This is a genomic window from Streptococcus sp. 4094 (assembly GCF_013277125.1).
In the GTDB taxonomy this organism is placed as follows: domain Bacteria; phylum Bacillota; class Bacilli; order Lactobacillales; family Streptococcaceae; genus Streptococcus.
On sequence record NZ_VMMI01000008.1, the window covers coordinates 122,545 to 147,017 of the forward strand.

Sequence of the window (24,473 nt, forward strand, 5' to 3'; positions counted from 1 at the left end):
CATTATAGTATAGTGATATGAAATCAACTAAAATAAATAAGAAATATAGATTATCAAAACTTTTTGAAAAGATTGCATTAAATCTAAATAACATAGACGTCTTCAGCGTGTGCTGTCTCATCTTATGCGAAAATCTTATAAGGAGAGTATAGAAAATCTCGATTGTAATCAACTAACTGATTGGAGAAACGTATAAATATGAGAAGTTAGACCCCCATGTCACTACCATAATGAGATTGCTCGAATTCCTTGCTTTTTAACTCAATATCAAACTGGCTACGATAGGGCTGACAAAGACATAGAGAATACCGGTGACACCGATAGCCAAACCACCCATGGCTCCTGCTACAGAGCCGTATCGGAAGGCTGTTCCTGTTCCAACTGCATGGCCTGTTCCTCCAAGGGAAAGACCAACAGCTACTGGGTCGTCAATTTTCAACCACTTCAAAAGGGTTGGGCCGACGACACTGGTTAAAATCCCAGTTGCCACTACTACCACCAAGGTCACAGTGGTCAGACCTTGCAATTTTTCTGTGATTCCCACTGCCATGGCGGTTGTCACTGACTTGGGAAAGAGAGAAATAGCTAGGAAAAAGTCCATGCCAAATATTTTCGCTACAAGAGCTGTGAAAGAGGTATTGACAACTACCGCTAGCAGACTACCAAAGAGAATACTCCGAGCGTGGTGCTTCATCAAGTGAAAACTCCTGTAAAGCGGAATCCCTAGAGCAACAGTCGATGGGACAATCAAGTTGTTCAAATAAACCCCACCTTGGTAGTAATCTTGGTAAGAAATACCTGTCACCTTTAGAAAGATGATAATGAAAACAGCTGACAAAAGCAAGGGCGTTGTCAAAGGATGGGGAAAACGTCTGTAAATCAACATTCCCACTAGATAAGCTAGGATAGATAGGGCAAGCCCAAATAGGGGATTGGAAACAAATTCACTCATTTGGCATCTCCTTTCTCATAATCTCCCTCAAATCGTCTCTTGATAAACTGAACGACCAAGGCAATAAGGATAATATTGATAACAGCTGCAAAAAAGACAATCAAAACAATGGGCAAAAGATAGGGAGCAATCACATCAAACTTTTCCATGATTCCCACTGCTGGTGGCAAAAAGAGAATGGTCATATTGGCCAGCAAGAAATTCCCCACCATGTTGACATGCCTGGTTCTCAGCCACTTGAATTGTAGGGCTAGAAAGAGAATAATCAAACCGATAATACTGCCTGGGATAGGCAAATGAAAGAAACTGGAAATCCCCTCTCCGATTAGAGAAATCACAAAGAGAATCATTAATTGAACATATAATTTCATCCTAAACTCCACGAAATAGATTTCTGCATACCAGTTTACTCTTTTTTCAGAAAATTTCAAGCAAATGCATAAGGGATAATGAAAATTAAAGAACAAACTAGGAAGTCAGCTGCATGTTGCTCAAAACAAAGTATTGGGGTTGTAGGTCAAACTGACATAGTTTGAAGCGATTTTCGAAGAATATTACTTTTCTTTGCTTAAGTGAATGACTTGGTCGTAGTGTTTTAAGTCTTCTTCCGTGTAGTGGTGAATGACTTCAATGACTGTTTGAGGTAGGGAGAAGAGCAAGTCGCTAATTTTTCTGCTATTTTCCGAGTCAAGATTGGCCTTAATCTCATCTGCTAAGATGAGTTGGCTATCATGGTAGAGGGCGCGAGCGATTTCTAGGCGTTGTTTCTCGCCACCAGATAGACTATCATTGCTGAGGGGTCGATTTTTCAAATGTTCTAATCCTGTTTTTTTGAGGATATGATTTAAAGTCTCTGGATTTTTATCCAGTCCTAGAAGGATATTGTCTTCCAGAGATAGCGTGTCAAAGCAATGGCTATCTTGGAGAATATAGGAACTAATACTTGTGATTTCTTGACGTGACAGGTTCTGACCAGCAAAGCTAATCTGTCCACTTGTCGGTGTCTCTTCTCCATGAATGATATTGAGCAGGGTCGTTTTACCAGAGCCACTTTCCCCGATAATGGCGATTTTTTCTCCTTGCTTGATGTGTATGGAAATCGGAGATAAGAGGACATTCCCATCTTTTTCTAGGGAGATGCTGTTAAGCTGAATAGGGAAAATATTTTCTATACTTCTAAGCGAGATGGAGTCAGACTGCCCCAAAAGTTTTTGGTATTTGTTGAGAAGAGTTCGATTCGCTTTTCGGGTGTTGGTAAAGTAAGCCAACTCTTGGAATTGATAGCCGATATTATGGGAAACCAGATAGATGGCCACAAAACTAGCCGCATCTAAATAATTATAGTAGGTCATAAAGCCACCGATGACAATAGGTGTGACGGAGCAAAAGGCATCGATGCTATTGATCAAGAGACTGTTTAAAGTTCGTTGCTTTTCATAGTTGATTTCGACATCCAGACTGGTTTGTAATTGCTTTTGATAGTGAGCAAAAAAGTAGTCTTGCCCCTGATAATGGCGAATTTGTTGGCTACCACCAATAAAATTTGTCAAGCTTGCTAAGTAGCTCTGGTTAACAGTGGACCGCTTTTCAGAAAGTGAATCCAAACGCTTGGATCCGATAGCACTGCAGAGTACAGGAAAGGAGTAGAAGAGGATGAAAATCAAGCCCAGGTGAAAATTGGTCCACAGGGCATAGAGAATGGACACAGTTGTGAAGCCAAGAGAAGAAATGATGATGACCGTTGGCTCAATATAGCTTTCTTCTAGTTGCTTGACGTCGTTTTCTAGGTCAGACAAAATATCCTTTTCATCAATCTCATAACTATTTAAAAATCGCTTGAAAATAGCACTCTTGATTCCATATTTGAAGTCAGTAATCAAACGAGCGTAGTAATAGCGTTTCCCAGCCAAGCCTAGTAAGAGGATGAGGTTTCCAAGGATTCCTAGAATCAATACTTTCCAAAGAAGGCCTAGTTCTTGATTGGTAAAACTGGCAACAATATTCTGAACAAGGGCTGGCGTGATAATTGCTTCCAGCCAAGTAATGGCAATAGAAAAGAAGTAAAGTACGAGGTGTTTCTTAGTAACAAATCTTCTCAGCATAAAGAGTTGCCCTCCTTATCGATATACATGTAATCAGTTTTAAAGTTATTATACTCCTTTATCTCAAATACTTCATATAAAAATGTAATTTTTGGGGATATACAATTAAATGAAAATATCGTACTGACACAGATTAAAACAAAAAGCGAACAAAACAAAATTCGTTGTTTCGATTCGCTTTTTGTATTATTATCTAGATTTTTTTGTAGCTCTGATAACAATTAGTCTGAGCATGTACACTAATAGCTGATGGAATAAAATGTGTACTTTAGATTATTTCCAAGCGCCACTGGCATCTACATAGTAACCATCTGGTGTGTAGGTATTGTGAAGCATCTTACCTGATGAAGCAAGGTAGTACCAAGATCCGCTATCTTTTACCCAGCCTGTTGCCATAGAACCTGAGTTGTTTAGATAATACCAAGATCCACTATCTTTGATCCAACCTGTCGCCATAGAACCTGAGTCTTTTAGGTAATACCAAGAGTGATTATCATATAGCCAGTCACTAGCAATCATGGCTCCTGATGATTTAAAGGCATACCAGTTGCCACCCTGATAGAGCCAAGTTTGATTGAACATGACTCCGTTATCATTCATAAAGTACCAAGTTCCCTTGTCCTTAACCCAATCGTTCTGCACTAGTTGACCTTGTTTTTGATAGTACCAGCTTTCACTGTAATTCTTTTTTAGCCAGCTTTCTGCTTTTACAATCGGATAAAGTATTTTGAAGGCTCCTCCCCCTCTGTAGGAATGACTGATAACTCCTGGTTTTTGAAGTTTCAATTCTACATAGTCGTCTGCCCAAGCAAATACTTTTTGACCATTGACAGTCTCTGGTAAGGTAGCAGTGTAGGTCTTAGTTTGATAGTCCCATTTTGCATCAAGGTAGGTGTGTTGATCATTTGATTCGTCAATACGGAAGTAACCACTCTTTCCGCCATCATGATACACATCATCTACTACTTTAGTGGACCAGGTCTTTACTTCGTTTCCGCTCTTGGCTTCTACCTTGATATCTCCTCTATAGCCATAAGGTACATAGAAATTCAGGTAACGCCCCTCTACCCCCATCATAGACTTGTCCTTTTCTTGACCTAGGAAATTGACAGTTTGATCTTGACCATTGAGACTGACCGTCCACTCGATTTTCTCGGTTTTTGGCAAATTCAAGACTTTGATATCTACTTCATGTCCATTGTCAAATCGAAGAATTTTGCCATCTTGATACTTAATCCCACCCTTGATAACCCATTCTTCTTCCAACTCGAAGGCCTTTCCTGAATGAGGGAAAGCCAGTAAGGCTAGACCAGCTAAAGACAAACCAAATAATGTGATTTTTTTTGATACTTTCATTTTCTTAACTCCTTATTTTTGAAATAAAACAAATTGACTGTTTTCTGGATAAATTGATACATGTTGCTCCTTGTTACTGCTGGATGCAGCTTCAAGGACTAGAGGATAAGAGTATTGATACAGTTCCTCTAAAGTGATTTTTCCGTTAGTATTGGTGTTTGCCATAGACGAAATAATTCCATTTTGAAGTGAATCCCAGCCTGTAAATACCGTTTTATAGCTACTAATAGATATCGTACAGTTTTTTTCTCCATGACAAGTAAAGGTGGTTCACATCGTTTTCGATAGAAGATTTAAATAGTTCTTGCATATTTGCAATAATCTCAGCTTTTGTTTTATCTGGGAAACGAACAACTTTACTAAAGTTTTGATTACTAAAAACCTTTTCCATAGCATTAACATCTTCGATAGGTACTGCTCTCGTTGATGTTTCACCTGTTTTAGTGTAAGAACCGTCAGAGTGTTTATACCACCAACGGCTATTCGATTGAATCCAACTGCCATTGGAGTGGCTATAATCCTAGGGAGAGATAGATTCTTGAGCAGAAACTGGATTATTTACTGGTAATGTTGCCACTAGGCTCAGTAAAGCAACTGATGACAATAAAATTTTTTTCATAATCATATTGTCCTTTCTGTTTTATTTTTGTATAATCATAATCATATCACAAATAAAAAAACAGGTTTTATTTTTTGCAGAAATGGAAGAGGAATAGTATGGAAAATTTTGGAGCAGTTTTAAAGGATATTCGTATTTCAAAAAATTTTCGTCTTAAAGATTTGGCTTGTGATAAGATTAGTGAGTCAACTATTTCTCGTTTCGAAAATGGGATTACAAAATTATCTATTGATCATTTTTACATGTTGTTAAATCGCCTGGGGATATCATTTTCGGAATTTGAAGAATTAGTTCATTGCTATTATTCCAAAAAAGAATGCTTTTTTGAAGAATTAGAGCATGCTGTAAACTCTTCAGATATCATTTTGTTACAAGAACTAATAAATAAAATAGAACTAAAACAAAAGCAGGAAAAAAGTTTATGCAATTGTCACATAAAGTTGATTGCTGAACAACAGATCAACCGGCTTGCAAACCTTCCTTACAATGCCTCTAAATGTAATGAGCTAATCAAGTATTTGCTTTCTGTAGATAATTGGATGGAGTATGAACTTAAAATTTTCTATAATTCGGTGTTTTTTATGAATACTAGGATCATAAGTTTACTATATAGAGTGGTAATCAAGAAAACACGACATTTTTTAAAAACAGATATGGGAACACATAGAGTAATTCCTTTATATTTATTTAATTTAGAATTACTATTAAAAAATAATTTGTTAGATAGCGCTCAATTTTTTATAGATGATTTAGAAAATTTACTGACCAGACAAGGATATTATTTTGAAAAGAATTATTTGCTTTTTTTAAAAGGTATTTATCTCATAAAAACGAATCAAGTAGAGTTAGGTAAAAAAGAATGTTCCAAAGCTATGAGAATATGTAAGGAATATAATGATAGTGTCACAATAGAGAAATTAAACAAGACCTTTAAATCAGATTTAAAAGGATTTGTTTTTAAATAAAGTTAGACAGAAAATGAAATAAAAGAAAAAGGATAGCCTCTCTGCGATGAGATGTTATCCTTTTTGATTTTAAAATTATTGCAAATTAACCTTGTTTCTCAAGATGTAGTAGGTTCCGAGGTAAAAGATAGCTATGAAAATGAGTTCTTCAACAATACTTATACTTGCTCCCATATAGAAATGGTCATTAAGTCCTACAAGTGAATTGACATAGAAATTAGAACTAAGATTGAAGAAAAGTTCAATAAATCCAATGACGATTTGGATCCCAATGTAGGCTGCAACAGCGAGTGCTGTACGGTATTCATTGAAAAGCTGTCCAATGGAAATAGCCAAGTAGATGCAGAGGATACTGGAAATGGTATTTAGTAGGAAGGATATACCTGTAAGAAGGATCTGAGGGAGATGTGTTTCTACAAATGTAATCACATAAGAAAGAGGGATCCATTCTGGAACCGTTATGGTCACAATAATAACAGCACTTAGAGCTAGGATAGCAGTGCTAATCATCGACCAGATAAAGGCACCGACTAGTTTGGCTGTGATGATATGGTGTTCAGATACTGGAAGGGTCAAAGTCAGATAGCCTTGTCGGTCATAGACACTGCCTTTAAAGCGTTTAATGATTAAGAAAAGAGTTGAAATTCCAAGTGTAATCATCAAGCCACCAAAGACGAGGGCTAGAAAAGTAAGTAAAACAGGTTGGCTTTCTTTGACAGGCAGATTGTTATAGGTCTGTGCTTGTATCCCGATAAGGGCAGAAAGGACTAGCACAGCAGCGTAGAGGGCTAAATACCACTTGTTAACATTTTTAAATTCGTAGCGAATTAAATTCCAAAACATAAATAATCTCCTTTGCTTAGGCCTTAAATTCCTGACGGAAGAGTTGGTCAATGGATTCACCTGACTCATAGCGAATATCATCTACATTGCCTTGACGGACGACTTTTCCATCTTTGAGGAAGACAATTTCATCCAAGATTGGCTCGATATCTGAAATCAAGTGGGTTGAAATCAAAACGGTAGAAGTCGGTGAGTAGTTGTTGATAATGGTATTGAGGATATAATCACGGGCTGCTGGGTCCACCCCACCAATGGGTTCGTCCAAAACGTAGAGACGAGCATCACGGCTCATAACCAAAATTAGTTGGACCTTTTCCTTGTTCCCTTTTGATAATTTCTTGAGACGACTATTTTCATCAATGCCTAGGTCTGCAAGCAGATGATGGGCGCGTTCAAGATTGAAATCTTTATAGAAGGTCTTGAAGTAGGTTAGGGCTTCTTTGACCTTCATTTGCTCATTGAGATAGGTCGTATCTGGCAAATAAGCTACGATGGCCTTGGTTGCTGGGCTTGGGTCCATGTCGTTGATAAGGACGCGTCCTTGGTCTGGTTGTAAGAGGCCATTGATTAGTTTAATCAATGTTGTTTTCCCTGAGCCGTTTGGCCCAAGGAGACCAACAATTTTTCCAGCTGGGATGTCAAGGGAAACATTTTCAAGGGCTGGTGTTGATCCATAAGATTTGGATACATTTTCAAATGCTAGTAATGACATAGGCTTAAACTCCTTTAATATAATCGCCGACTACGCCTGGTAGTTCTTCTTTTTCATAGCCAAAATGGGTCATGGAGGAAACGAAGTGTTCCAATTCTTCTTCCGATAATTGTTTGCGTGATTGGGCGATTAGCTCCTTATCCTCAGTCACAAATCGTCCAGTTGTTCGCTTACTGTAGACAAATCCTTCTCGTTCGAGATCTGACAAGGCTCTTTGGATGGTGTTGGGATTGACACCAGCCTCGCTAGCTAGCTCTCGCACGGTTGGAAGTTGTTGATTGGGTTCCAGTGTATGGGAAACAATCTGAAGCTTGATTTTCTCCATAATCTGTAAATAGATGGGTTTTTTGTTGTCAAATGTCCAGGACATCTTGGTCTCCTTTCTTTTTATCTATTTGTCTTAATTAAATAATACAACAAAACAAAAAACTTGTCAAGCAAAAAGAAGAATTGTTTTGGGAATCGTTTAAAAAATGGTATAATGAAAAGAAAACGATAAGGAGGGAAAGGATGCGTTGTCCAAAATGTGGGGCTACCAAGTCAAGTGTTATCGATAGTCGCCAAGCAGAAGAAGGGAACACTATTCGTAGAAGACGTGAGTGCGATGAATGCCAGCACCGTTTTACAACCTACGAACGAGTAGAAGAAAGAACCTTAGTGGTTGTTAAAAAAGATGGCACACGGGAACAATTCTCCAGAGATAAAATCTTTAATGGGATTATCCGCTCAGCCCAGAAACGTCCTGTGTCAAGTGATGAAATCAACATGGTAGTCAATCGTATCGAACAGAAACTCCGTGGTCGAAATGAAAACGAAATTCAAAGTGAGGACATTGGTTCACTCGTCATGGAGGAGTTGGCTGAATTGGATGAGATTACCTATGTACGTTTTGCCAGTGTCTATCGTAGTTTTAAGGATGTCAGTGAGTTAGAGAGCTTACTCCAACAAATCACCCAGTCCTCTAAAAAGAAAAAGGAAAGATAAATGAAGCCAATTGACCGTTTTTCTTATCTAAAGAATAATCGGGTGTCGCAAGATACCTCATCTCTGGTACAGTGCTACCTCCCGATTATCGGTCAGGAGGCACTGAGCCTTTATCTTTATACAATCAGTTTTTGGGATAATGGCAGAAAGGAATACCTCTTTTCAAGTATTCTCAACCATCTCAATTTTGGAATGGATAGATTGATAAAAGCCCTGAAAATCCTATCTGCTTTCAATCTCTTGACCCTCTATCAAAAGGGGGAAGTTTATCAGCTAGCCCTCCATGCTCCTCTTTCGAGTCAGGATTTTTTGGAACACCCTGTTTATCGTAGACTCTTGGAAAAAAAGATTGGCGATGCAGCTGTGGAGGATTTGAAAGTTGAGAGTGCTGAGGGAGAAGAAATACCTATCTCGCTCAATCAAGTCTTTCCAGATTTGGAAGAACTGGGAAGTCAAGAAGACCTTAGTCTCAAGAAGAAAGTGGCCAACGATTTTGACTTGGACCATTTTCGTCAGCTTATGGCTAGAGATGGCCTTCGCTTTGCGGATGAGCAGTCCGATGTCTTAAACCTCTTTGCCATTGCCGAGGAGAAGAAATGGACTTGGTTTGAGACCTATCAATTGGCTAAGTCAACAGCTGTTTCCCAGGTCATTTCAACCAAACGCATGCGGGAAAAAATCGCTCAAAAACCGATTTCTTCTGATTTTAGTCCTAAGGAAGCAACCATTATCAAGGAAGCAAAAAGTAAAACTGCCCTGCAGTTCTTGGCAGAAATCAAGCAAACACGTAAGGGAACCATTACCCAAACAGAAAGAGAACTCTTGCAACAGATGGCTGGCTTGGGCTTGCTGGACGAAGTCATCAATATCATTCTCTTATTGACCTTTAATAAGGTGGATTCAGCAAACATCAATGAGAAATATGCCATGAAAGTGGCCAATGACTATGCCTATCAAAAGATACATTCGGCAGAAGAGGCAGTCTTGCGCATCCGTGAGAGAGGGCAGAAGAATCAGGCTCAAAAGGCTAGTAAACCGAGTCCTACCAAGTCCAATGTACCCAAGTGGAGCAATCCAGATTATAAGAATGAAACCAGCGAGGAAACTCGTCTGGAACTAGAACGTAAGAAACAAGAACTATTAGCTCGATTAGAAAAAGGAGGAGATTAGATGGAAAGTGTCGGAGACGTACTCAAACGTCAACCTAGCCGTTTTCATTATCAAGATTTGGTTCAGAAAATCATGAAGGACCCTGATGTTGCGGCCTTTATCCAGCAAGAATCCTTGACTCCAGAGGAATTGAAACGCAGTATCTCCAAGTTTAATCAGTACATCACCGAGCGTGATAAGTTTCTTCGTGGTGATACGGATTATATTGCCAAAGGCTACAAGCCTATACTAGTCATGAATCATGGCTATGCGGACGTTTCTTATGAAGAAACTCCTGAACTAATTGCGGCGGAAAAAGAAGCGGCTATTAAGAACCGTCTCAAGTTAATCAATCTGCCAGCCAGTCTCAGGAAAGCTAGTTTGGCTCAAGTAGACTTGGATGATTTGGGGCGCTTACCAGTTTTTGAAAAGTTATTAGCATTCGTGGAGCAATATCCAGCTATTCGAAAAGGTCTTTACCTATATGGAGACTTTGGTGTGGGTAAAAGTTTCATGGTGGCTGCCTTAGCCCATGATTTATCAGAAAAACGTGGTGTTTCATCCACTCTTCTCCACTATCCTAGCTTTGTCATCGATGTCAAAAATGCTATCGGTGATGGTAATGTCAAGACCTTGGTGGATGAGCTTAAGCTTTCTGAAGTCCTGATTTTAGATGACATTGGTGCCGAACAATCAACAGCTTGGGTGCGTGACGAAATCCTGCAGGTCATTCTCCAATATCGGATGCAGGAAAATTTACCGACTTTTTTCACCTCCAACTTCAACTTTGAAGAATTGGAGCAGCATTTCGCTAAAGGGAAGCATGGAAATGACGAAACCTGGGAAGCCAGACGCGTCATGGAACGCATCCGTTATTTGGCTGAGGAGACTCGTTTAGAAGGAGTGAACCGTCGATGACAGAAACGATTAAACTGATGAAAGCTCATACTTCAGTGCGTAGATTTAAGGAGCAAGCCCTTCCTCAGGAAGACTTGACTGAAATCCTGACTGCAGCCCAGATGGCCTCGTCTTGGAAGAATTTTCAATCCTACTCTGTTGTTGTGGTACGAAGTCAGGAAAAGAAAGATGCCTTGTATGAATTGGTACCTCAAGAAGCCATTCGCCAGTCAGCTGTTTTTCTTCTTTTTGTCGGAGATTTGAACCGAGCAGAAAAGGGAGCACGACTTCATACCGACATCTTCCAACCTCAAGGTGTAGAAGGTCTTTTGATTAGTTCGGTCGATGCGGCCCTTGCTGGTCAAAATGCCCTGCTGGCAGCTGAAAGTTTGGGCTATGGAGGTGTCATCATTGGTTTGGTACGGTACAAGTCAGAAGAAGTGGCAGAGCTTTTTAACCTGCCTGACTACACCTATCCTGTTTTTGGGATGGCACTAGGTTTACCAAATGAAGAGCATGAAGTCAAACCTCGCTTGCCATTGAATCAAGTGGTCTTTGAGGAAGAATACCAGGAACAAACAGTTGATGTGATTGAGGCTTATGACCGTGTACAGGCGGACTATGCTGGGGCGCGTGCGACAACAAGCTGGAGTCAACGCCTAGCAGAACAGTTTGGTCAAGCTGAACCAAGCTCAACTAGAAAAAATCTTGAACAGAAGAAGTTATTGTAGAAAGTGAGAAATTATGGCCCTACCAACTATTGCCATTGTAGGACGTCCCAATGTTGGGAAATCAACCCTATTTAATCGGATCGCTGGTGAGCGAATCTCCATTGTAGAGGATGTCGAAGGAGTGACACGTGACCGTATCTATGCAACGGGTGAGTGGCTCAATCGTTCGTTTAGCATGATTGATACAGGAGGAATCGATGACGTCGATGCTCCTTTCATGGAACAAATCAAGCACCAGGCAGAAATTGCCATGGAAGAAGCCGATGTTATCGTCTTTGTGGTGTCTGGTAAGGAAGGAATTACCGATGCAGACGAATACGTAGCCCGTAAGCTTTATAAGACCCACAAACCAGTTATCCTCGCGGTTAACAAGGTGGACAACCCTGAGATGCGAAATGATATCTATGATTTCTATGCTCTTGGTTTGGGTGAACCATTGCCTATCTCATCTGTCCATGGTATCGGTACAGGGGATGTGCTAGATGCCATCGTAGAAAATCTTCCAAATGAATATGAAGAAGAAAACCCAGATGTGATTAAGTTTAGCTTGATTGGTCGTCCCAACGTTGGAAAATCAAGCTTGATCAATGCCATCTTGGGAGAAGACCGTGTTATTGCCAGTCCAGTTGCTGGAACAACTCGTGACGCCATTGATACCCACTTTACAGATACAGATGGTCAAGAGTTTACTATGATTGATACAGCTGGTATGCGTAAATCTGGTAAGGTTTATGAAAATACTGAGAAATACTCTGTCATGCGTGCCATGCGTGCTATTGACCGCTCAGATGTGGTCTTAATGGTCATCAATGCGGAAGAGGGGATTCGTGAATACGACAAGCGTATCGCAGGATTTGCCCATGAAGCTGGTAAAGGGATGATTATCGTGGTCAATAAGTGGGATACACTTGAAAAAGACAACCACACTATGAAAAACTGGGAAGAAGATATTCGTGAGCAGTTCCAATACTTGCCTTACGCACCGATTATCTTTGTATCAGCTTTGACCAAGCAACGTCTCCACAAACTTCCTGAGATGATCAAGCAAATCAGTGAAAGTCAAAACACACGTATTCCATCAGCTGTCTTGAACGATGTGATTATGGATGCCATTGCCATCAACCCAACACCGACAGACAAGGGAAAACGCCTCAAGATTTTCTATGCGACCCAAGTGGCAACCAAACCACCAACCTTTGTCATCTTTGTTAACGAAGAAGAACTCATGCACTTTTCTTACCTGCGTTTCTTGGAAAATCAAATCCGCAAGGCTTTTGTCTTTGAAGGAACACCAATCCATCTCATCGCAAGAAAACGTAAATAAAAAAGTAGAATCTGGAATGACATTTCCAGATTTTTTTGATATAATAAAATAATAGAAAACGCTATCAAAAAGGAGGTGTCGATGAAACATTTATTTAAATTGATAATCTTATTTCCCTGGTTTTACTTTTTCAGCTGGATTGAAAAGGATAATAGAGAAAGTAAATTTTTCCCAATTTTTTACTATTTTTACTGGTTTTACATTCCCCTCTATGCTCTTTTTAGCCTTGCTTGGACAGTTGTTTCAGTTCTGTTTTTCAATATCGTCTTGAGAAATTTGACAGATATCAAGTTATGGGGCATTTGGTTTCTTTTTATTCTGCTAGCTATTGGTCTGAATAGGTTAACTTATTCCTGTTTCAAAAAAATGCTTAGACTAAGAAAGGAGTTAGGGAAGTCTAAAGGTGGAAGGCATTGATTTATATTGGTAATAACATTTAATAGAACGAAACTAAAGAAAACAATTTTAAAGAGGAGGTGTCGCTGATGAAACTGTCGTTTAATTGGTTTAATTTGATACTCTTATTTCCTTGTTTTTATTTTTTCTATTGGATAGACAATGCTGACAGAAACAGTAAAATTTTCTCCATCTTCTACTATTTTTACTGGATTTATATTTCCCTTTTAGCTCTGTTTAGCTTGGATATGACAATTTTTTCATTCTTATTTTTCCCTTTTGTTCTAAATCATGAATCAGATGCTAGTGCTTGGGGTGTTTGGTTGCTTTTGATAGTCTTATCTCTAGGCAGTGACTGGTTAGACTATATCTTTTTCAAAAACATGTTTCGCTTGAGACGGGAACTAGGACAATCTAAAGGCGAAAGGCATTGATTTATATCGGTTTTTATTTATAGGAGGTGGCTTATGGAACATCTAAAATCATTTATTACACGCTATTCTAAGGTCTATATTGGTTTAGTTCTGTTGATCTGGATTGCTTTCTTCTTTCTTCCTTGGGGCAGTCCGATTCTGGGGGGAAAGATTGACCTCTTCAGCATACAGAAAGTCTTGCTAGTTTTTGGTATTCTGTCTATTTTGATGGCCTTGCTGTCCAAGAAAGTCAGTCTCTTTGTTTTTGGATTGATCTGCTGTTTTTCTCTTTGGATAAATCTATTTATCCTATTTGCGATTTTGCCGATTTTTGTTGGCAATTAAAGCATCATAAAAGTCAGAGAGGTTAGCTTGGAAACTAGCCTCTTTTTCCTTTTCAAAATGGGGATTCTTCCTTGAAAATAATCAGTAATTGTGCTAAAATTAAAAGAACATTCTAAAATATTCGGAATTTAAAGTAAGGAAAAACATGGCTAATATTTTAAAAACAATTATCGAAAATGATAAAGGAGAAATCCGTCGTCTGGAAAAGATGGCTGACAAGGTTTTCAAATACGAAGACCAAATGGCTGCTTTGACTGACGACCAACTAAAAGCAAAAACAGTTGAATTTAAAGAACGTTATCAAAATGGAGAATCACTGGATTCATTACTTTATGAAGCATTTGCGGTTGTCCGTGAAGGTGCCAAACGTGTCCTAGGTCTCTTCCCATATAAGGTTCAGGTTATGGGGGGGATCGTTCTTCACCATGGTGACGTGCCAGAGATGCGTACAGGGGAAGGGAAAACCTTGACTGCGACTATGCCGGTATACCTCAATGCCCTTTCAGGTAAAGGGGTTCACGTAGTTACGGTCAATGAGTACTTGTCAGAACGTGATGCGACTGAGATGGGTGAATTGTACTCATGGCTTGGTTTGTCAGTAGGGATTAACTTGGCTGCCAAATCTCCAATGGAGAAAAAAGAAGCCTATGAGTGTGATATTACCTACTCAACCAACTCAGAAATCGGATTTGACTACCTTCGTGACAACATGGTCGTTCGTGCTGAAAACATGGTACAACGTCCGCTCAACTATGCCTTGGTCGATGAGGTTGACTCAATTTTGATTGACGAGGCCCGTACACCATTGATTGTATCAGGTGCTAATGCAGTTGAAACCAGTCAGCTCTACCATATGGCAGACCACTATGTGAAATCTTTGGACAAAGACGACTACATCATCGATGTGCAGTCTAAGACTATTGGTTTGTCTGATTCAGGGATTGACAAGGCTGAAAGCTACTTCAAACTTGAAAACCTCTATGACATCGAAAACGTAGCTCTGACTCACTTTATCGATAACGCCCTTCGTGCCAACTACATTATGCTTCTCGATATTGACTACGTGGTGAGCGAAGAACAAGAAATCTTGATTGTCGACCAATTTACAGGTCGTACCATGGAAGGTCGTCGTTATTCTGATGGCTTGCACCAAGCTATTGAAGCCAAAGAAGGTGTGCCAATTCAGGATGAAACCAAGACATCTGCCTCAATCACTTACCAAAACCTTTTCCGTATGTACAAGAAATTGTCTGGTATGACGGGTACAGGTAAGACGGAGGAAGAAGAATTCCGTGAAATCTACAACATTCGTGTTATTCCAATCCCAACCAACCGTCCTGTTCAACGTATTGACCACTCAGACCTTCTTTATTCAAGTATCGAGGCTAAGTTTAAGGCGGTTGTCGAAGACGTTAAGGCTCGTTACCAAAAAGGTCAGCCTGTCTTGGTTGGTACAGTAGCGGTTGAAACAAGTGACTACATTTCTAAGAAATTGGTTGCAGCTGGCGTTCCTCACGAAGTCTTGAATGCCAAAAACCACTATAGAGAAGCCCAAATCATCATGAATGCTGGGCAACGTGGTGCCGTTACCATCGCAACCAACATGGCCGGTCGTGGTACCGACATCAAGCTTGGTGAAGGGGTTCGCGAATTGGGTGGACTTTGTGTGATTGGTACAGAACGCCACGAAAGCCGTCGTATCGATAACCAGCTTCGTGGACGTTCAGGTCGTCAAGGAGACCCAGGTGAGTCACAATTTTACCTATCTCTTGAAGATGATTTGATGAAACGTTTTGGTTCTGAACGCTTGAAGGGAATCTTTGAACGTCTCAACATGTCTGAAGAGGCGATTGAGTCTCGTATGTTGACACGTCAGGTTGAGGCAGCGCAAAAACGTGTCGAAGGAAATAACTACGATACTCGTAAACAAGTCCTTCAATACGATGATGTCATGCGTGAACAACGTGAGATTATCTACGCTCAACGTTACGATGTCATCACTGCAGATCGTGACTTGGCACCTGAAATTCAGTCTATGATCAAACGCACGATTGAACGTGTCGTTGATGGTCATGCGCGTGCCAAGCAAGATGAAAAACTAGAGGCGATTTTGAACTTTGCTAAGTACAACTTGCTTCCAGAAGATTCAATTACGATGGACGACTTGTCAGGCTTGTCTGATAAGGCTATTAAGGAAGAACTCTTCCAACGTGCCTTGAAGGTTTACGATAGTCAGGTTTCAAAACTACGTGATGAAGAAGCAGTTAAAGAATTCCAAAAAGTCTTGATTCTACGAGTGGTAGATAACAAGTGGACAGATCATATCGATGCCCTTGATCAATTGCGTAACGCGGTTGGACTTCGTGGCTATGCTCAGAACAATCCTGTTGTTGAGTATCAGGCAGAAGGTTTCCGTATGTTTAATGACATGATTGGTTCGATTGAGTTTGATGTGACACGTTTGATGATGAAAGCACAAATTCATGAACAAGAAAGACCACAGGCAGAACGCCATATCAGTACAACAGCGACTCGTAATATTGCTGCTCACCAAGCAAGTATGCCAGAAGATTTGGATTTGAGCCAGATTGGACGCAATGAACTTTGCCCATGTGGTTCTGGTAAGAAGTTTAAAAACTGTCACGGTAAAAGACAATAAAATGAGATAGTTTAGATGCGGATACCTTGTGAAAAGTAAATTTTTACTTGGTATCCGTTTGCTTTATAAGGAGATGAGTTATGGTATTTACAGCAAAAAGTCCTAAAATCAATATTGAAGAAGTTCGTGCCTTGTCAAAATTAGAAGGCCAAGCTTTGGGGAGAAAATCTCAGCGTGATCAAGAGCTAGAAGCCATTATACGTGGAGAAGACCAACGAATTCTCTTGGTAATCGGGCCATGCTCATCTGACAATGAAGAAGCTGTTCTTGAGTACGCTAAGCGTTTGGCAGTCTTACAAGAAGAAGTGGCAGACCGTATCTTTATGGTTATGCGTGTTTATACTGCCAAACCTCGTACCAACGGAGATGGCTATAAGGGCTTGATTCACCAGCCTAACGCGACAGAAGCGCCAAGCCTCATCAACGGAATCAAAGCAGTTCGCCATCTTCACTATCGTGTCATCACGGAAACAGGGATGACAACTGCTGATGAAATGCTTTATCCTGAAAACCTTCCGCTTGTAGATGATTTGATTTCTTACATGGCAGTTGGTGCCCGTTCAGTTGAAGACCAGCAACACCGCTTTGTGGCAAGTGGGGCAGGGTTTTCAACAGGGTTTAAAAATCCAACATCTGGAAATCTCAATGTTATGTTTAATGGGATTTATGCTGCTCAAAACAAACAAAGTTTCCTTTTCCTAGGAAAAGAAGTGGAAACAACTGGGAACCCGCTTTCGCACGCCATTCTTCGTGGTGCTCTTAATGAGTATGGAAAAAATATTCCCAACTACTATTATGACAATTTAATTGACACCATTGCCCAGTATGAGAAAATGGGCTTGGAAAATCCCTTTATCATCATTGATACCAATCATGACAATTCTGGTAAGCAGTATATGGAACAGATCCGAATTGTCCGCCAGACCTTGATTAACCGTGCTTGGAATGAAAAAATTAAGCAGTTCGTTCGTGGTTTTATGATTGAGTCTTATCTGGAAGATGGTCGACAAAATGAGCCAGAAGTATTTGGCAAGTCTATCACAGACCCTTGCCTAGGTTGGGATAACACAGAAGCTCTTGTCAGAGAAATTTACAAAACGTTAGGAGAATAAGATGGCATTTATTGAAAAAGGTCAAGAAATCGATATGGAAGTCATCAAGGCTGAAACCCAATTGTCTGCGGAAGCCTTGAGACTCAAGGAAAGCCGTGACAGGGAATTGGCAGACATTATTTCAGGGGAAGATGACCGTATCCTCTTGGTGATTGGTCCTTGCTCTTCTGATAATGAAGAGGCGGTCTTGGAATATGCTCGCCGTTTATCCGCCTTGCAAAAGAAGGTAGCGGACAAGATTTTCATGGTTATGCGCGTGTATACTGCTAAGCCTCGTACCAATGGAGACGGCTATAAGGGCTTGGTGCACCAGCCAGATACTTCTAAGGCTCCAAGCCTGATTAACGGTTTGCAGGCTGTGCGCCAGTTGCACTACCGCGTGATTACAGAGACTGGTTTGACGACGGCAGATGAGATGCTTTATCCGTCAAATCTAATCTTGGTGGATGACTTGGTCAGCTATCATGCCGTTGGAGCTCGTTCTGTGGAAGACCAAGAGCACCGCTTTGTGGCTTCTGGGATTGATGCACCAGTGGGGATGAAAAATCCAACTTCTGGAAATTTGGGTGTTATGTTTAACGCCATCTATGCTGCTCAAAACAAGCAAACCTTCCTTTATCATGGGCAGGAAGTTGAGACTTCAGGAAATCCTTTGTCCCATGTTATCCTCCGTGGAGCAGTCAACGAATATGGCAATTATATGCCGAATTACTACTATGAAAACCTACTCCAAGCCATTGAACGCTATGAAACTATGGGACTTGAAAATCCTTTTATCCTCATTGACACCAACCATGATAACTCAGGCAAGCAATATATGGAGCAGATTCGAATTGTTCGCCAGACCTTGCAAAATCGTGATTGGAATGAGAAAATCAAAAAGACGGTTCGAGGCTTTATGATTGAATCTTACCTAGCAGATGGTCGTCAAAACCAACCAGAGGTCTTTGGCTGCTCTATTACTGACCCTTGCCTAGGTTGGGAAAATACAGAAGCCTTGGTAGAAGAGATTTATGCTACCTTGACAAAATAAGTGAAAAGGATGGAGTTGGGGAATCTCAACTCCTTTTGATGAGAATGATAGTTGGACACGGAATTGACATCGAAGAATTGGCTTCGATAGAAAACGCAGTTACACGACATGAAGGCTTTGCTAAGCGCGTGCTGACCGCTAAGGAAATGGAGCGCTTCACCAGTCTCAAAGGGCGCAGGCAAATCGAATATTTGGCAGGTCGCTGGTCGGCTAAGGAGGCCTTTTCCAAGGCTATGGGAACGGGCATTGGCAAGCTCGGTTTTCAGGATTTGGAAGTCTTAAACAATGAACGCGGAGCACCTTATTTTAGTCAGGCACCATTTTCAGGAAAGATTTGGCTGTCTATCAGCCATACCGATCAGTTTGTGACAGCCAGTGTCATTTTGGAGGAAAATCATGAAAGCTAGTCCGCATAGACCAACCAAGGCTCTGATTCATCTGGGAGCTATTCGACACAATATTCAGCAAATGGGGGCTCATATCCCTGAGGGAACGCTCAAGTGGGCAGTGGTCAAGGCCAATGCTTACGGGCATGGAGCTATTGCTGTTGCCAAGGCAATTCAAGATGATGTTGATGGTTTTTGCGTTTCCAATATTGATGAGGCCCTTGAACTCAGACAGGCTGGACTCAGCAAGAAAATCCTTATTTTAGGAGTTTCTGAACTAGAAGCTGTTGCTCTAGCTAAAGAATACGACATCACCTTGACGGTGGCTGGACTGGAGTGGATTCAAGCACTCTTAGATAAGGAAGCAGATTTATCAGGTTTGACAGTCCACCTCAAGATTGACTCAGGGATGGGACGGATTGGTTTTAGAGAGGCTGGTGAGGCTGAGCAGGCTCAAGACTTACTCCAACAACACGGTGCTCGTGTTGAAGGGATTTTTACCCACTTTGCTACTGCAGATGAAGAATCAGATGACTACTTTAATGCCCAGTTAGAACGGTTTAAAACTATTTTGGCTAGTATGAAGGAAGTGCCAGAGCTAGTTCATGCTAGTAACTCTGCAACGACTCTTTGGCATGCAGAGACTATTTTTAATGCGGTCCGTATGGGAGATGCCATGTATGGTCTTAATCCTAGTGGAGAGGCCTTGGATTTACCCTATGACTTGACACCAGCCTTGACCTTGGAGTCTGCTCTGGTCCATGTCAAGACAGTTCCAGCTGGAACTTGCATGGGCTATGGAGCGACCTATCAGGCGGCTAGCGAGCAAGTCATCGCGACTGTTCCAATCGGCTATGCGGATGGTTGGACACGAGACATGCAAAATTTCTCTGTCTTGGTAGATGGCCAAGCTTGCCCAATTGTCGGCAGGGTTTCGATGGACCAAATCACTATTCGTCTGCCTAAGCTTTATCCACTTGGAACCAAGGTAATCTTGATTGGCTCCGACGGAAGCAAGGAAATTACAGCTACTCAGGTAGCGACCTACCGTGGAACCATTAACTACGAGGTGGTTTGTCTTCTCAGCGACCGCATTCCGAGAGAATATTATTAGAAAAGAAAGGAGTGGAGCATGAATCTACATCAACCCTTGCATGTCTTACCTGGTGTGGGACCAAAGTCAGCAGAAAAATACGCCAAACTAGGAATTGAAAATTTGCAAGACCTCTTGCTCTACTTTCCTTTCCGTTATGAAGACTTCAAAACCAAGCAGGTATTGGAACTAGAAGACGGCGAGAAGGCAGTTCTTTCTGGTCAAGTCGTGACACCTGCCAGTGTCCAGTATTATGGTTTCAAGCGTAATCGCCTGCGCTTTAGTCTCAAGCAGGGAGAAGTCGTTTTTGCGGTGAATTTCTTTAATCAGCCCTATCTGGCTGACAAGATAGAGTTGGGAGCAACCCTTGCTGTCTTTGGAAAATGGGACCGCGCCAAGGCTAGTCTGACAGGGATGAAGGTTTTGGCTCAGGTGGAAGATGACCTCCAACCTGTCTATCGTCTGGCTCAGGGAATCAGTCAAGCCAGTCTAGTCAAGGTCATCAAGACAGCCTTTGATCAGGGACTGGACCTCTTGATAGAAGAAAATCTTCCTCAGTCTTTACTGGATAAATATAAACTCATGTCCCGTTGTCAGGCTGTCCGAGCTATGCATTTCCCAAAGGATTTGGCAGAATACAAGCAGGCCCTTCGCCGTATCAAATTTGAGGAACTCTTTTATTTTCAGATGCAGTTGCAGACGCTCAAGTCTGAAAATAGAGTCCAGGGAAGCGGTCTGGTTCTGGATTGGTCTCAGGAAAAGGTGACAGCTGTCAAAGAAAGCTTGCCTTTTGCCTTGACTCAAGCTCAGGAAAAGAGTTTGCAGGAAATTTTGACAGACATGAAGTCCGACCATCACATGAATCGTCTCCTGCAAGGGGATGTGGGGAGCGGGAAAACGGTAGTCGCTGGCTTGGCTATGTATGCGGCGGTGACAGCTTGCTACCAATCAGCCCTCATGGTACCAACTGAAATCCTTGCAGAGCAACATTTTGAGAGTTTACAGAACCTTTTTCCCGACTTGAAACTGGCTCTCTTGACAGGTTCCTTAAAAGCTGCAGAAAAGAGAGAAGTTTTAGAGACCATTGCCAAGGGTGAGGCTGATTTGATTATCGGGACTCACGCTCTGATTCAGGATGGGGTGGATTATGCTCGCCTTGGATTGATTATCATCGATGAGCAGCACCGTTTTGGTGTGGGACAAAGGCGTATTTTCCGGGAAAAAGGGGACAATCCTGATGTCCTCATGATGACGGCGACTCCCATTCCACGGACCTTGGCTATCACAGCCTTTGGCGATATGGATGTTTCCATTATCGACCAGATGCCTGCGGGTCGGAAGCCTATTGTGACGCGCTGGATCAAACATGAGCAACTACCTCAGGTCTTGACTTGGTTAGAGGGGGAAATCCAAAAAGGTTCTCAAGCCTATGTCATCTCTCCCTTGATTGAAGAATCAGAAGCTCTGGATTTGAAAAATGCCATTGCCTTATCAGAAGAGCTGACGGCTCATTTTGCAGGCGAGGCAGAGGTGGCTCTTTTACATGGTAAGATGAAGAGTGACGAAAAAGACCAGATTATGCAGGAGTTCAAGGAGCGAAAAACGGATATTCTGGTTTCGACGACAGTTATCGAGGTCGGGGTTAATGTTCCAAATGCGACTGTCATGATCATCATGGATGCCGATCGTTTCGGTCTCAGCCAGCTTCACCAGCTTAGAGGTCGTGTGGGTCGGGGAGATAAGCAGTCTTATGCAGTTCTCGTTGCCAATCCCAAGACGGATTCTGGGAAAGATCGCATGCGCATCATGACAGAAACGACCAATGGATTTGTCCTTGCGGAGGAAGATTTGAAAATGCGTGGTTCTGGTGAGATTTTTGGAACCAGACAGTCAGGACTCCCAGAGTTTCAAGTAGCTGATATTATCGAAGATTTTCCGATTTTAGAAGAAGCCAGAAAAGTTGCTAGCTACATTAGTTCGATAGAAGCTTGGCAAGAAGATCCAGAGTGGCGCATGATTGCCCTTCATCTGGAAAAGAAAGAACATTTAGATTAAGCTTTCTCTAAGGAAAACTTAAGCTAGCTTTCAGGTTTGCCCCTTATACTAGAGTCATCAAAAAGAAACGAGGACTCTCACATGACCGTAACGATTAAAGTAAATTACCAAACCACTTTCCAGAAGAAGGAAGCAAAAAACTAGTATAAACAGAAGAGAGAGCGAAATGCTCTTTTTTCGCTACACAGAAGCTTGGCAAGAAGATCCAGAGTGGCGCATGATTGCCCTTCATCTGGAAAAGCAAGAACATCTGGATTAAGCTTTCTCTAAGGAAAACTTAAGCTAGCTTTCAGGTTTGCCCCTTATACTAGAGTCATCAAAAAGAAACGAGGACTCTCATATGACAGTAACGATTAAAGTAAATTACCAAACCACTTTCCAAAAGAAAGAAGCAACAAAATAAGATTGAACAGGAGAAAAAGGGCGGAAATGCTCTTTTTTCGTTTCTAAAACTACTTTCAACCCATCATCCTAAAAGTAAAGAAGCTAAATTCACTTTCTATTTACCCTTCTTTCTTGCATTGCTTCCCTAGATATGCTACAGTTGTGGTAACGATTACAAAACAAAAGGAGTATGCTATGAAAAATCCAGCTTTATTAGAAGAAATCAAGACCTATTTAGGAAGGGACGAGGTTCCAGAAGACTTTGATGCTTTCTGGGATGAGGAAGTGAAAAAAGTTTCCACGCTTCCAACCTATCAGTTGGAGGAAAGAGATTTCCACATTCCTCAAGTCAAGTGCTATGAATTAACCTTTGAAGGAACCAATGGAGGCAAGGTCTATGCACGCGTCGTTCTTCCAAAGAGTGAGGAGAAGGTTCCGCTAATCTTCCATTTCCATGGTTATATGGGACGTGGCTGGGACTGGGCCGACATGCTAGCCTTCACCGTGGCTGGTTACGGTGTTGTCTCCATGGATGTGCGGGGCCAGTCAGGTTACTCGCAAGACGGCTTGTGTTCTCCTCTAGGAAATACGGTTAAGGGGCATATCATCCGTGGTGCTGTGGAGAGTCGGGATCACCTCTTTTATAAGGATGTTTATCTGGATATTTACCAGTTGGTTGAAATTATTGCTAGTCTGCCTCAGGTAGATGAGAAGCGACTTTCCAGCTATGGTGCCTCGCAAGGAGGGGCTTTGGCCTTGGTTGCAGCAGCGCTCAATCCTCGAATTCAGAAAACAGTTGCCATCTATCCCTTCTTGTCAGACTTCAGACGAGTGCTTGAGATTGGTAATACTAGCGAAGCTTACGACGAACTTTTCCGTTATTTCAAGTTTCACGACCCCTTCCATGAAACAGAGGAGGAAATCATGGCGACCCTGGCCTATATCGATGTGAAAAATCTTGCCCATCGTATCAAGGGTGAGGTTAAGATGATTACGGGCTTGGACGATGATGTTTGCTATCCTATTACCCAGTTTGCGATTTACAACCGTCTGACCTGCGATAAAGCCTATCGCATCATGCCTGAGTATGCCCACGAAGCCATGAATGTATTTGTCAATGACCAAGTCTACAACTGGCTTTGTGGTAGTGAAATTCCTTTTAAGTATGTGAAGTGATGAATGAGAGAGCCTAGTAGCTCTCTTTTTGTATAGAGTCTAGTCAGCAAATATTCTAGTTCATATATACTTTGAAATTCATACTCTTAGAAAATCTCTTCAAACCACGTCAGCTTCGCCTTGTCGTATATATATGTTACTGACTTCGTCAGTTCTATCTGCCACCTCAAAACGGTGTTTTGAGCTGACTTTGTCAGTCTTATCTACAACCTCAAAACAGTGTTTTGAGCGGCCTGCGGCTAGCTTGGTCTTTGATCTTCATTGAGTATAAAAAACAGATGAGTCTCTGTTTTCTTTTTATGAACTATAAATGTTCAGCTGAAACTACTTTCAAGGAGATTATTATATAAAAGAGTTTCTTGAAACTAAAATCTATTATACCACACTGCATTGAAAGCGTTTTAGAAATGAGGTATAATAAATTTGCTAACACTTATAAAAAGTGATAGAATCTTATCTTTATGTATATTTAAAGATAGATTGCTGTAAAAATAGTAGCAGCTATGCGAAATGACAGATAGAGAGAAGGGATTGAAGCTTAGAAAAGGGGAATAATATGATATTTAAGGCATTCAAGACAAAAAAGCAGAGAAAAAGACAAATTGAACTACTTTTGACAGTTTTTTTCGACAGTTTTCTGATTGATTTATTTCTTCACTTATTTGGGATTGTCCCCTTTAAGCTGGATAAGATTCTGATTGTGAGCTTGATTATATTTCCCATTATTTCTACAAGTATTTATGCTTATGAAAAGCTATTTGAAAAAGTGTTCGATAAGGATTGAGCA

26 protein-coding genes and 1 pseudogene are annotated in these 24,473 nt (G+C 41.1%); 18 read left to right on the forward strand and 9 right to left on the reverse strand.

Going from position 1 to position 24,473, the window contains the following annotated elements:
* Positions 1–43: 43 nt before the first annotated feature.
* Positions 44–193, forward strand: a pseudogene (locus HT721_RS11365) (IS630 family transposase); the annotation flags it as partial.
* Between the two features lie 63 nt (positions 194–256).
* Here HT721_RS11365 and HT721_RS02360 read toward each other — a convergent pair.
* The 6 genes from HT721_RS02360 to HT721_RS11090 form a co-directional block, all read right to left on the reverse strand.
* Positions 257–952, reverse strand: coding sequence for an LrgB family protein (locus HT721_RS02360; RefSeq protein WP_173213033.1), 696 nt, complete (start codon positions 950–952; stop codon positions 257–259).
* Positions 949–1,323, reverse strand: coding sequence for a CidA/LrgA family protein (locus HT721_RS02365; RefSeq protein WP_000781325.1), 375 nt, complete (start codon positions 1,321–1,323; stop codon positions 949–951). Before HT721_RS02365 ends, HT721_RS02360 begins: the two co-directional genes overlap by 4 nt.
* Positions 1,324–1,506: 183 nt before the next feature.
* Positions 1,507–3,054 carry an ABC transporter ATP-binding protein gene (locus HT721_RS02370; RefSeq protein WP_173213031.1) on the reverse strand — a complete coding sequence of 516 codons (1,548 nt, stop codon included), beginning with the start codon at positions 3,052–3,054 and terminating at the stop codon, positions 1,507–1,509.
* Positions 3,055–3,327: 273 nt separating this feature from the next.
* Positions 3,328–4,410, reverse strand: a complete 1,083-nt coding sequence (locus tag HT721_RS02375) for an N-acetylmuramoyl-L-alanine amidase family protein (RefSeq protein WP_173213029.1) — start codon at positions 4,408–4,410, stop codon at positions 3,328–3,330.
* Between the two features lie 12 nt (positions 4,411–4,422).
* Positions 4,423–4,575, reverse strand: coding sequence for a hypothetical protein (locus HT721_RS11085; RefSeq protein WP_240149781.1), 153 nt, complete (start codon positions 4,573–4,575; stop codon positions 4,423–4,425).
* A gap of 58 nt (positions 4,576–4,633) precedes the next feature.
* Complete coding sequence (locus tag HT721_RS11090; protein ID WP_240149573.1) at positions 4,634–4,801, reverse strand: hypothetical protein; 168 nt, start codon at positions 4,799–4,801, stop codon at positions 4,634–4,636.
* Between the two features lie 326 nt (positions 4,802–5,127).
* Here HT721_RS11090 and HT721_RS02385 point away from each other — a divergent pair, with 326 nt between their 5' ends.
* The gene (locus HT721_RS02385) at positions 5,128–5,994 is read left to right on the forward strand and encodes an Rgg/GadR/MutR family transcriptional regulator (RefSeq protein ID WP_173213027.1); all 867 of its coding nucleotides are present in this window, start codon (positions 5,128–5,130) and stop codon (positions 5,992–5,994) included.
* A gap of 75 nt (positions 5,995–6,069) precedes the next feature.
* Here the strand turns inward: HT721_RS02385 and HT721_RS02390 are convergent, their stop codons facing one another.
* From HT721_RS02390 to HT721_RS02400, 3 genes are read right to left on the reverse strand one after another with little or no spacing between them, the layout of a single operon-like run.
* Positions 6,070–6,837, reverse strand: a complete 768-nt coding sequence (locus HT721_RS02390) for a hypothetical protein (RefSeq protein WP_173213025.1) — start codon at positions 6,835–6,837, stop codon at positions 6,070–6,072.
* A 16-nt stretch (positions 6,838–6,853) separates the two neighbouring features.
* Entirely contained in the window at positions 6,854–7,549 is a 696-nt protein-coding gene (locus tag HT721_RS02395; RefSeq protein ID WP_173213023.1) for an ABC transporter ATP-binding protein, read from the reverse strand.
* Between the two features lie 4 nt (positions 7,550–7,553).
* Positions 7,554–7,919, reverse strand: coding sequence for a GntR family transcriptional regulator (locus HT721_RS02400; RefSeq protein WP_000119149.1), 366 nt, complete (start codon positions 7,917–7,919; stop codon positions 7,554–7,556).
* Between the two features lie 140 nt (positions 7,920–8,059).
* Between HT721_RS02400 and nrdR the strand changes: the two genes are divergently transcribed.
* From nrdR to HT721_RS02475, 16 genes are all read left to right on the forward strand, one after another.
* Positions 8,060–8,533 (forward strand): transcriptional regulator NrdR, encoded by a 474-nt coding sequence (nrdR, locus tag HT721_RS02405; RefSeq protein WP_001203672.1) that lies wholly within the window; start codon positions 8,060–8,062, stop codon positions 8,531–8,533.
* Positions 8,534–9,703 carry a replication initiation and membrane attachment family protein gene (locus HT721_RS02410; RefSeq protein WP_112443881.1) on the forward strand — a complete coding sequence of 390 codons (1,170 nt, stop codon included), beginning with the start codon at positions 8,534–8,536 and terminating at the stop codon, positions 9,701–9,703.
* The gene (gene dnaI / locus HT721_RS02415; RefSeq protein ID WP_173213021.1) at positions 9,704–10,600 is read left to right on the forward strand and encodes a primosomal protein DnaI; all 897 of its coding nucleotides are present in this window, start codon (positions 9,704–9,706) and stop codon (positions 10,598–10,600) included.
* The gene (locus HT721_RS02420; protein WP_173228797.1) at positions 10,597–11,310 is read left to right on the forward strand and encodes an NADPH-dependent oxidoreductase; all 714 of its coding nucleotides are present in this window, start codon (positions 10,597–10,599) and stop codon (positions 11,308–11,310) included. The genes dnaI and HT721_RS02420 overlap by 4 nt, the downstream gene beginning before the upstream one ends.
* 13 nt (positions 11,311–11,323) lie before the next feature.
* The gene (gene der, locus HT721_RS02425; protein ID WP_001207696.1) at positions 11,324–12,634 is read left to right on the forward strand and encodes a ribosome biogenesis GTPase Der; all 1,311 of its coding nucleotides are present in this window, start codon (positions 11,324–11,326) and stop codon (positions 12,632–12,634) included.
* Positions 12,635–12,715: 81 nt separating this feature from the next.
* Positions 12,716–13,051, forward strand: a complete 336-nt coding sequence (locus HT721_RS02430; RefSeq protein WP_173228798.1) for a hypothetical protein — start codon at positions 12,716–12,718, stop codon at positions 13,049–13,051.
* A gap of 68 nt (positions 13,052–13,119) precedes the next feature.
* Positions 13,120–13,464, forward strand: a complete 345-nt coding sequence (locus HT721_RS11095) for a hypothetical protein (protein ID WP_240149948.1) — start codon at positions 13,120–13,122, stop codon at positions 13,462–13,464.
* A gap of 33 nt (positions 13,465–13,497) precedes the next feature.
* Entirely contained in the window at positions 13,498–13,788 is a 291-nt protein-coding gene (locus tag HT721_RS02435) for a hypothetical protein (RefSeq protein WP_173228800.1), read from the forward strand.
* A gap of 145 nt (positions 13,789–13,933) precedes the next feature.
* A complete protein-coding gene (gene secA / locus HT721_RS02440; protein ID WP_173228802.1) occupies positions 13,934–16,447 on the forward strand; it encodes a preprotein translocase subunit SecA in 2,514 nt (837 codons plus the stop codon).
* 80 nt (positions 16,448–16,527) lie between these two features.
* A complete protein-coding gene (locus tag HT721_RS02445; RefSeq protein ID WP_173228804.1) occupies positions 16,528–17,559 on the forward strand; it encodes a 3-deoxy-7-phosphoheptulonate synthase in 1,032 nt (343 codons plus the stop codon).
* A 1-nt stretch (position 17,560) separates the two neighbouring features.
* The gene (locus HT721_RS02450) at positions 17,561–18,592 is read left to right on the forward strand and encodes a 3-deoxy-7-phosphoheptulonate synthase (RefSeq protein ID WP_050091698.1); all 1,032 of its coding nucleotides are present in this window, start codon (positions 17,561–17,563) and stop codon (positions 18,590–18,592) included.
* 44 nt (positions 18,593–18,636) lie between these two features.
* Positions 18,637–18,999, forward strand: a complete 363-nt coding sequence (acpS, locus tag HT721_RS02455; protein ID WP_240149951.1) for a holo-ACP synthase — start codon at positions 18,637–18,639, stop codon at positions 18,997–18,999.
* Positions 18,989–20,092 carry an alanine racemase gene (gene alr / locus HT721_RS02460; RefSeq protein WP_173228808.1) on the forward strand — a complete coding sequence of 368 codons (1,104 nt, stop codon included), beginning with the start codon at positions 18,989–18,991 and terminating at the stop codon, positions 20,090–20,092. The genes acpS and alr overlap by 11 nt, the downstream gene beginning before the upstream one ends.
* Before the next feature lie 18 nt (positions 20,093–20,110).
* Positions 20,111–22,126, forward strand: coding sequence for an ATP-dependent DNA helicase RecG (gene recG, locus HT721_RS02465; protein ID WP_173228810.1), 2,016 nt, complete (start codon positions 20,111–20,113; stop codon positions 22,124–22,126).
* A 579-nt stretch (positions 22,127–22,705) separates the two neighbouring features.
* On the forward strand, positions 22,706–23,686 hold the full coding sequence (locus tag HT721_RS02470; protein WP_173228811.1) for an acetylxylan esterase: 981 nt from the start codon (positions 22,706–22,708) through the stop codon (positions 23,684–23,686).
* 556 nt (positions 23,687–24,242) lie between these two features.
* Positions 24,243–24,470, forward strand: coding sequence for a hypothetical protein (locus tag HT721_RS02475; RefSeq protein WP_000576348.1), 228 nt, complete (start codon positions 24,243–24,245; stop codon positions 24,468–24,470).
* Positions 24,471–24,473 lie beyond the last annotated feature (3 nt).